The sequence below is a fragment of the Wujia sp. genome, from assembly GCF_056872695.1.
This window is the reverse complement of record NZ_DBMFCD010000001.1, coordinates 583,638-591,417: the sequence shown is the minus strand read 5'-3', so window position 1 is coordinate 591,417 and position 7,780 is coordinate 583,638. Positions and strand designations below refer to the sequence as shown.

General features: G+C 38.1%; 6 protein-coding genes and 1 pseudogene. All 7 read left to right on the top strand.

The features are described 5' to 3' along the window. Positions 1–674 precede the first annotated feature (674 nt). The 7 genes and pseudogenes from ACZQK9_RS02660 (at position 675) to secG (ending at position 7,745) form a co-directional block, all read left to right on the top strand. The gene (locus ACZQK9_RS02660) at positions 675–1,040 is read left to right on the top strand and encodes a type II toxin-antitoxin system PemK/MazF family toxin (RefSeq protein ID WP_390565796.1); all 366 of its coding nucleotides are present in this window, start codon (positions 675–677) and stop codon (positions 1,038–1,040) included. A gap of 56 nt (positions 1,041–1,096) precedes the next feature. Beyond that, positions 1,097–1,363: a DUF6870 family protein gene (locus ACZQK9_RS02655; RefSeq protein WP_118142741.1), complete on the top strand. Its 267-nt coding sequence runs from the start codon at positions 1,097–1,099 to the stop codon at positions 1,361–1,363. A 146-nt stretch (positions 1,364–1,509) separates the two neighbouring features. Beyond that, a complete protein-coding gene (locus tag ACZQK9_RS02650) occupies positions 1,510–3,147 on the top strand; it encodes a recombinase family protein (protein ID WP_119221743.1) in 1,638 nt (545 codons plus the stop codon). After that, the gene (locus tag ACZQK9_RS02645) at positions 3,147–4,877 is read left to right on the top strand and encodes a recombinase family protein (RefSeq protein ID WP_483269515.1); all 1,731 of its coding nucleotides are present in this window, start codon (positions 3,147–3,149) and stop codon (positions 4,875–4,877) included. The genes ACZQK9_RS02650 and ACZQK9_RS02645 overlap by 1 nt, the downstream gene beginning before the upstream one ends. Beyond that, positions 4,856–6,463, top strand: coding sequence for a recombinase family protein (locus tag ACZQK9_RS02640; RefSeq protein ID WP_390565800.1), 1,608 nt, complete (start codon positions 4,856–4,858; stop codon positions 6,461–6,463). The genes ACZQK9_RS02645 and ACZQK9_RS02640 overlap by 22 nt, the downstream gene beginning before the upstream one ends. Positions 6,464–6,494: 31 nt before the next feature. Beyond that, positions 6,495–7,352 (top strand): annotated as a pseudogene (gene eno, locus ACZQK9_RS02635) (phosphopyruvate hydratase); the annotation flags it as partial. A gap of 159 nt (positions 7,353–7,511) precedes the next feature. Further along, the gene (secG, locus tag ACZQK9_RS02630) at positions 7,512–7,745 is read left to right on the top strand and encodes a preprotein translocase subunit SecG (RefSeq protein ID WP_483269514.1); all 234 of its coding nucleotides are present in this window, start codon (positions 7,512–7,514) and stop codon (positions 7,743–7,745) included. Positions 7,746–7,780: the final 35 nt, after the last annotated feature.

Here is a 7,780-nt window from a genome sequence, read left to right as displayed (position 1 = left end):
GGAGATTATGGGGATTTCCAGACAGATGCTGTCATACAAGCTGAAATCCACTCTTAATAAGATGCGTGAAATGTATATGAATAAATTTTTTTAAAAAATTTTTCAAAATCTTTTGCATCTGCCAAAGTCATTTGACTTTAGTAATTAGAGGAAGTTAAAGGACTTCCTAAAATGAACCATGATAACTGAATATCCAATAATAACTGACGTGACATTTCATGCAGAGAGCACGAGGAAGATGCCGCTATAGGATTATAAGACAAAACCAAGATTTTTAGCTCAGTCTGTAATGCTGCGAAAAAGCACTGACCGAAGCCAGTTGGCAGGCTGGTGATGCGAAGATATGTATGAGATGCGATACACTTGCAGATCCTGAGAAGTCTGTAACTGGTAAACCTATGAACTGCTGGAGCCTGGAAACGAGAGTTTTCGGGTTGTGGTCTGGAGTATGCATTCGGGCAGGTTATTATTCCCTTCTTGCATATGCGGGAGTAACGATTCGGGGTATCGAGGATAAATAGAATCGAGCGAGCACTGTTTAATAATCAAATTGGCTATAGAGGTTATGCGGCAGAGCTTTCCTTATGGGAAAGAAACTCTGCCGTATTCCTGTGGAGCCAATATAGCGCTATGGATGCTTTACAAATAAAAATAACAGATTGGAGAGAGGACAAATGACAATCCGCAGAGGAGATATTTTATGGGCAGATCTCGGTATGTTTCCTACAACATCTGTTCAGGGTGGTGTAAGACCGGTGATCGTAGTGAGCAATAATAAAGCCAATACATACAGTTCAGTCATAACGGTAGTTCCGTTGACATCAAGAATTTATAAGAAACGGTATTTGCCAACACATGTATTTATCAGCAAATATGATATGACGGGAATCCGAAAAGGAAGCCTGGCACTGGCTGAACAGGTTATGAGCATTTCTACGAAATGTATTATTGAGAAATGCGGAAGAGTGAACAAGTGGACCCTGGATCGGGTACTGAAAGCAGTACAGATTCAGATGGGAATGGAAGAGAAGACTATATAGCTGTTACGAATATTTATTTTTGATAATGGTAACTATAGGAAAAGGAGGCGATGTCCATGACAGCAGTTGAAAGATTAGAAGCATTGAAAACGGTTGATATCAAAGAGATTGACCGAGATAGTTTGCCAAAGTACAAGGATTTGATTTCAGAGCTGGATAGCAGGAAAAGCAATAAGATGGAAGTGCTGCTTAATCACTCTGATAACCCGTATGTATATGAAGATATGGGCTATGTTGTAAAAAGTGTTTTTAATGCAGCAGCTTCCCTTTCCTATATAGACTGTACAAAACAGCTTGTAGCAAAGAAAGCTGGATTGGCATAAGGGCATAAGGAAATAACTGGAACAACAAAATTTCATATTCACACAGAAGACGAAGTGTGCTATAATGCTAACAGGACTAAATTTGAATAGAGCACTTCTATTTAAGGGTTCTGTTTTGGCAGAATCTTTGGATAGGAGTGTTTTTTATGCAAAAAAATATCTGGATAGCAGCCAAGTACCTTCGTCTCAGTATTGAGGACGGAGATAAGGCTGAAAGTGAATCTATTGTAAATCAGTCAATTTTGATTGATAACTATATGAAATCGACGTCTGATATTACTATTGTTGAGACATTTAAAGATGATGGTTTTTCAGGTACAGATTTTAATCGACCTGGTTTTCAGGCAATGCTCAAAGCAATTGAAAATAAGGAAATCAACTGTATCATTGTAAAAGATTTATCCCGATTTGGTAGGGAGCATATAGATGTTGATCGGTATATTCAAAAAGTATTTCCACAGCTGGGAGTACGATTTATAGCAATCAATGATAATTATGATTCTGAAACAGCAAACATTACCGATACACATCTTGTATTACCGGTAAAATCTTTTGTCAATGACACATATTGCAGACAGAATTCCCAAAAGGTACGAAGTCATTTAAGCGCAAAACGGAATATTGGAGAATATGTTGGAAATTATGTGTCATATGGGTATAGAAAATGTAATGCTGATAAAAGTCAGATAGAAATTGATCCGGTTGCTGCAAAGCATGTAAGAGATATTTTCACTTGGAAGATGGAGGGCATGAGCAATCAGCTGATTGCAGATAAACTGAATGAACTGGGAGTTCTTGCACCGGCTGATTACAAACGTGCGACCGGAGTAAACTTCAAATCGTCATTTCAGACACATCTGACATCCAGGTGGTCAGCAGTAGCAATTATCCGTATCTTAAAGAATCCAATTTACTATGGAGTGCTTCAACAGGGAAAATCCCAAAGAATTAACTATAAAGTTAAGGTGCAGAGGGCATTACCAAAGGAAGAATGGGTGATTTTTGAAAATCATCATGAAGGTATCGTTACAAAAGAAGAATATGAAACAGTTCAGATGTTGCTTGCGAAGGATACCAGGATAGCACCCGGAGAAAACAGACTTTATTTGTTTGGTGGGTTATTATCCTGTGGAGACTGTGGAAGTAATCTGATCCGGCGAACTAACAGTTATAAAGGAGAAAAGACAGTTTTTTATATCTGTTCTTCTTACAATAAAAAGAAGGATCAATGTTCCCGACATAGCATCAGAGAAGATGTGCTGATTCAGCTGGTGATGGATTCTTTGAAAATGTACAGTAAGATGACGGATGCCATACGAAATGCAGTGGAGTATTTGAAAGAAAATTCTTTGGATACACAGACGTTGATACAGCATGATGACCAGATACTTGAATTACGAAACAAAGTCAATAAATATTATAAGTTGTTACATTCATTATCGGGAAATCTTGCGTCAGGAGTTATTTCTAGGGATGATTACGCTTTGCTTAGAGAACGGTATCAGACAGAAATTAAAAGTCTGGAAAGCAATATTGAAAAGCAGGAAGAGTATATGGAAGATCTCCTTGAAAATAAACTGCTGTGCGAAGAATGGGTGAATACATTTCTTGAGAAACCGTCGCTGGGAGATCTTGACAGAGATATGCTTCTTCAGTATGTGGAAAAAATAAATGTATTTGAAGGAAGAAAAATAGAGATTGTTTACCGATTCCAAGATGAGTTGGTAACAGCTGCAAGATTGGCAGAACAGATTGGAAAAACAAAACAGGAGGTGGCTGTATAATGGCAAGAACAAGAAATCGCCAGATGAAACAGGCTGAAGCATTCGTACAGGCATCACCGCAGAAAATCTGGAAAGCCGGTATTTATACCAGAATATCTGTAGATATCAATGGTGAGAAGAGAGAATCACTGGAGACACAGAAACTGATCGCTCTTTCTTACGCAGAATCTCATCCGGATATTGAAGTTGTAAAGTTTTATAAGGATGACGGTATATCAGGTACGAAATTTGATCGAGATGACTTTGTGAGAATGCTTGGTGACATCAAAACAAAAGAAATAAATACGGTCATAGTAAAGGATTTATCACGATTTGGTCGAGATTTGGAAGAAGTATCAAAATACCTGGAAAAAATATTTCCATTTATGCAGGTGCGCTTTATATCAGTCAATGATAACTATGACAGTATCAGTCCAGAATGTGACAATCAGATGCTGGGAATCATGATATCGAATCTTGCAAATGATATGTACGCAAAAGATGCATCAGTAAAGATGACAAGTGCTATGAAAATTAAGATGGAGTCAGGTGAATATTGTGGTGGAGATGCTCCTTATGGGTATAAGAGAGCTAGAGATGAAAAAGGAAAATCTACTACTGTTCCCGATCCTTTAACTGCACCGTATGTAGTAGAAATATTTGAAAAACTTGCTGCAGGGCAGTCATATTTGAAAATTTCGAGAGAGTTTAATACCATGCTGCTGGCTTCGCCAAGGGTATACGCAAGAACTGGGAAGTTATTCTTGGATAGAATTGACGAAACGGATATGCATTGGCAATCATCTGTAATTAAACAGATTGCGGAAAATAGGCACTATTTGGGAAATACTTATTCACATAAAACAAGAACCTCACTTCTTACAAAAGAAAAAAATGTAATGTTGGATAAAGAAGAATGGATTGAACATGTGAATACCCATAAGGCTATAGTGAGTGCTGAATTATTTGAAAAAGTACAAAATGTAATCAAATTAAAGCAGGAGAAAGCATTGCCCAAAAAAGATTTATCGAATATGCAGACTCATGGAAAACAGGATAATAAGTATGTTGGATTGATATACTGTGGTGACTGTGGCGCTAATATGGTTCGGAGATACTATTACAGCGAAAAGAATGGTGTTTTGTATTACAATTACTATTTCATTTGTGGTAATTATGCAAAAATTTCCAAGGAAAAATATAACTGTAATCGCTGGAAAGAAGAAGTAATTGATGAACTGGTGTATCGGGCACTCATCATGCAGCTAAAAACAGTATGTGAATTAAAAACGCAACTGAAACGCTTTAATGATGAATATTTTGAAACATTCCAAAAATATTTGAACAGGGAACAGAGTAAGATTGTTCAGCTCAATAAAAGGAACGAAGCAAGACGATTTGAATTATATGAGCAATATGTTTCGGGCGAGATTGATACGGATGCATATAATCGTATGACAGAAAGAATAACCGTGGTCGAAAAAGACCTGGTTACAAGACAGAAAGAAATTGAGAAGAGTAGAAAAATTACAGAAAAATTGTGTAAAAAGAACTTCTCGTGGCTTGCTGAATTCAGTAAAGGAAAGAATTTGGAATTCCTTACAAAAGATGTTGTCCGTTCTTATATAAAGAAAATCTCTTTATATGAAGACAAACGTATAGAGATCGAATTTAAATTTCAAGATGAAATACAGGCGTTATCAGAAATTTTAGAGGAGGGGGTGATCAGATGTCAGATGGTAAGTGCATAGTAAAGTATTTAAGATTGTCGCTGGAAGATGAGGATATGCTGGATGAATCCAATAGTATTACCAATCAGAGAATTGTGATTGGGCAATACATAGCCAGTAAAAATGAGTTCAAAAATACGGAAGTGTTAGAATTCAAAGATGATGGCTATAGTGGAACGAATTTCGATCGCCCAGGATTCCAAAGTATGATGGAATTAGTAAGAGATGGAAAAGTCAGCACAATTATAGTGAAAGACCTTTCTCGATTCGGCAGGAATCATATAGAGGTTGACACATATCTGGAACAAATTTTTCCATTTATGAATGTGAGATTCATAGCGATCAATGATAATGTTGATAGTATGAAATATGAATCTGGTATGCCGGGAATAGATGTTGGTTTCAGAAATATTATTAACGAACATCATAGCATTGATACTTCCGTTAAAGTAAAAAGAACTTTGATACAGCGTCAGAAAGCTGGAAAATATATGGGAGCGAGAGCACCGTATGGATATTTGAAGCCTGATGAAGATGTGACCAGCCTCGTGATTAATCCGGAGACAGCGCCTGTTGTGAAGATGATATTTCAGAAATATCTTGATGGAATGAATATTACTCAGCTGGCACGTTACCTGAATGAGCAGAAAATTATGAGTCCAGGTCAATATAAAAGAGAAGTTCTGAAAACTGGTGTGAAGAAAACAACAGAAAAATATATCTGGTATCCGGTAACTGTAAGACTGATACTGATGACAGAAACGTATACGGGAACTACGATTGGCGGCAAGTGGAAAGTTGCTTCGGTAGGAAGTAATAAGCATTTGAAAACAAAAGAAGAAGACTGGATTGTGGTTGAGGGTACGCATGAAGCGATTGTTTCTAAAGAGGTGTTTGATGCTGTACAGGAAAAGTTGGAATTAAATTCCAGAAAGAGGAGCAAAACCCACAATAATAATTATCCGCTGAAAGGATTGGTAAAATGTGGGGGATGCGGTCAGAATCTACAGCATGTAACCAGATGCAATCCGCACTTTAAGTGCCCAAGGAAATTTAATGCGGCAAATCAAGATTGTGTAACAGACAATTTATATGATGACGAGTTCAATGAGATGATTTTCAGGGCAATAAAGCTGTTTGCAAAGATCAGTGATGATGCTGAACCGGTACTCGAATTACAGAAAGCAGAATTAAAATCAAAAGTGAATGGAGCTGCAAAAAAGATTCGGGATGCCAAAGACAGTATTAGCAGATACAAGCACCAGAAGACTGAACTATATATGCGATATGCAATGGAAGAAATCTCAGAAGAAGAGTTCACCAGAAAAAATGACAAGCTGGATAAACAAATTGAGAAAGAAACCTTAGCGATAGCGCAAATGGAGACAGAACAGAGTGAAGCGGCTGAACGTTTATTTGAACTTCCGTCCGATGGCAGACAGTGCCTGACAGACCTGATCGAAGGAAATAAGCAATTAACCAGAGAGATAGCAGTAACTTTTATTCGTGGTATCAAGGTATATAATGATAAGCGAATAGAAATTGAATGGAATTTTGCTGATGAGCTGGTGAAGTATGTAGAGCAGGTGCAGAAAATCTGCAGTTGAAGTGATGATGGACAAATTACAAAAATTTTGTGTCATTAGCTTGACACAAGGGGGCTGTCATGCAGATAACACGGTGGATCTGCAGGAATTCATGATTGCTCCGGTTGGCGCTGACTCGTTCAAACACTGTCTGGAGATGAGTGCAGAGATCTATCATACCTTGAAGCGCGTACTGCATGAGAATGGACTTTCAAATGGCGTAGGTGACGAAGGTGGTTTCGCACCGAATCTTGCAACCTCTGCGGAGGTACTTGACTATCTTGTGCTTGCAATCAAAGAGGCAGGATATAAGCCGTATGAAGATGTGAAGATTGCCATTGATGCGGCAGCAAGTGAGCTGTATGACGAGACAAGCGGGCTTTATTATTTTCCGGGTGAAAGTCGTATGGCAGGCAGGGAGATTTACCGGAACTCGGAAGAGATGGTACAGTATTACGAGGATCTGATCGGTAAATATCCGATTTACTCGATTGAAGATGGGCTTGATGAAAACGATATGAAGGGCTGGAAGGTACTTACGTTCCGGCTTGGCGACAAGGTACAGCTTGTTGGAGATGATTTGTTTGTAACCAATGTAAAACGGTTGAAACAGGGAATTGAAGATGGAATTGCCAATGCAATCTTAATCAAGTATAATCAGATTGGAACCTTGACTGAGGCGATGGATGCGATTGAACTGGCAAAAAAATCAGGATACAACACAGTGATATCCCATCGATCCGGTGAGACAGAGGATTCGTTTATTGCTGATCTGGCAGTGGCGGTCAATGCAGGACAGATCAAAACAGGGGCACCATGCCGTTCCGACCGGACATCCAAATATAATCAGCTTCTCCGGATTGAGGAGGAACTAGGAAAACTTGCAATCTACAATGCAAGCTCCAACTGATATACAGCATTCAGGATTTGAGCCCGGATAACTGCACATATAGTTCTGAAAATAAATCATTGGCATATAAATTAATTTTTTGTAAAATTAATATTGAATTTACAAAATTCTTATGGTAATATATGCAAGTATGAGTTAATATATTAAGGAGGAACTATCGTGAAGACAGCGTTGATTATAGTATTTCTAGTTATATCAGTTATTTTGGCAGTTATTGTTATGATGCAGGAAGGTAAAGGCGGTTTGTCCGGTGCAATCAGCGGCGGTGGCGCAGATACCTACTGGAGTAAGAACAAAGGAAAATCCAAAGAATCTGTATTGAAGAAGATTACAGTCGTTCTTGGCATTTTATATTTTGTACTTGCTTTGTTCCTGTCATCAAAATTCATTTAGATTATACAAGCTGCTTTGATAAGAAGCAGCTTATT

Coding starts and splice junctions, on each gene's coding strand:
- ACZQK9_RS02655 (WP_118142741.1), top strand. CDS start 1,097: ATGACAGCAGTTGAAAGATTAGAAGCATTGAAAACGGTTGATATCAAA.
- ACZQK9_RS02645 (WP_483269515.1), top strand. CDS start 3,147: ATGGCAAGAACAAGAAATCGCCAGATGAAACAGGCTGAAGCATTCGTA.
- ACZQK9_RS02660 (WP_390565796.1), top strand. CDS start 675: ATGACAATCCGCAGAGGAGATATTTTATGGGCAGATCTCGGTATGTTT.
- ACZQK9_RS02650 (WP_119221743.1), top strand. CDS start 1,510: ATGCAAAAAAATATCTGGATAGCAGCCAAGTACCTTCGTCTCAGTATT.
- ACZQK9_RS02640 (WP_390565800.1), top strand. CDS start 4,856: ATGTCAGATGGTAAGTGCATAGTAAAGTATTTAAGATTGTCGCTGGAA.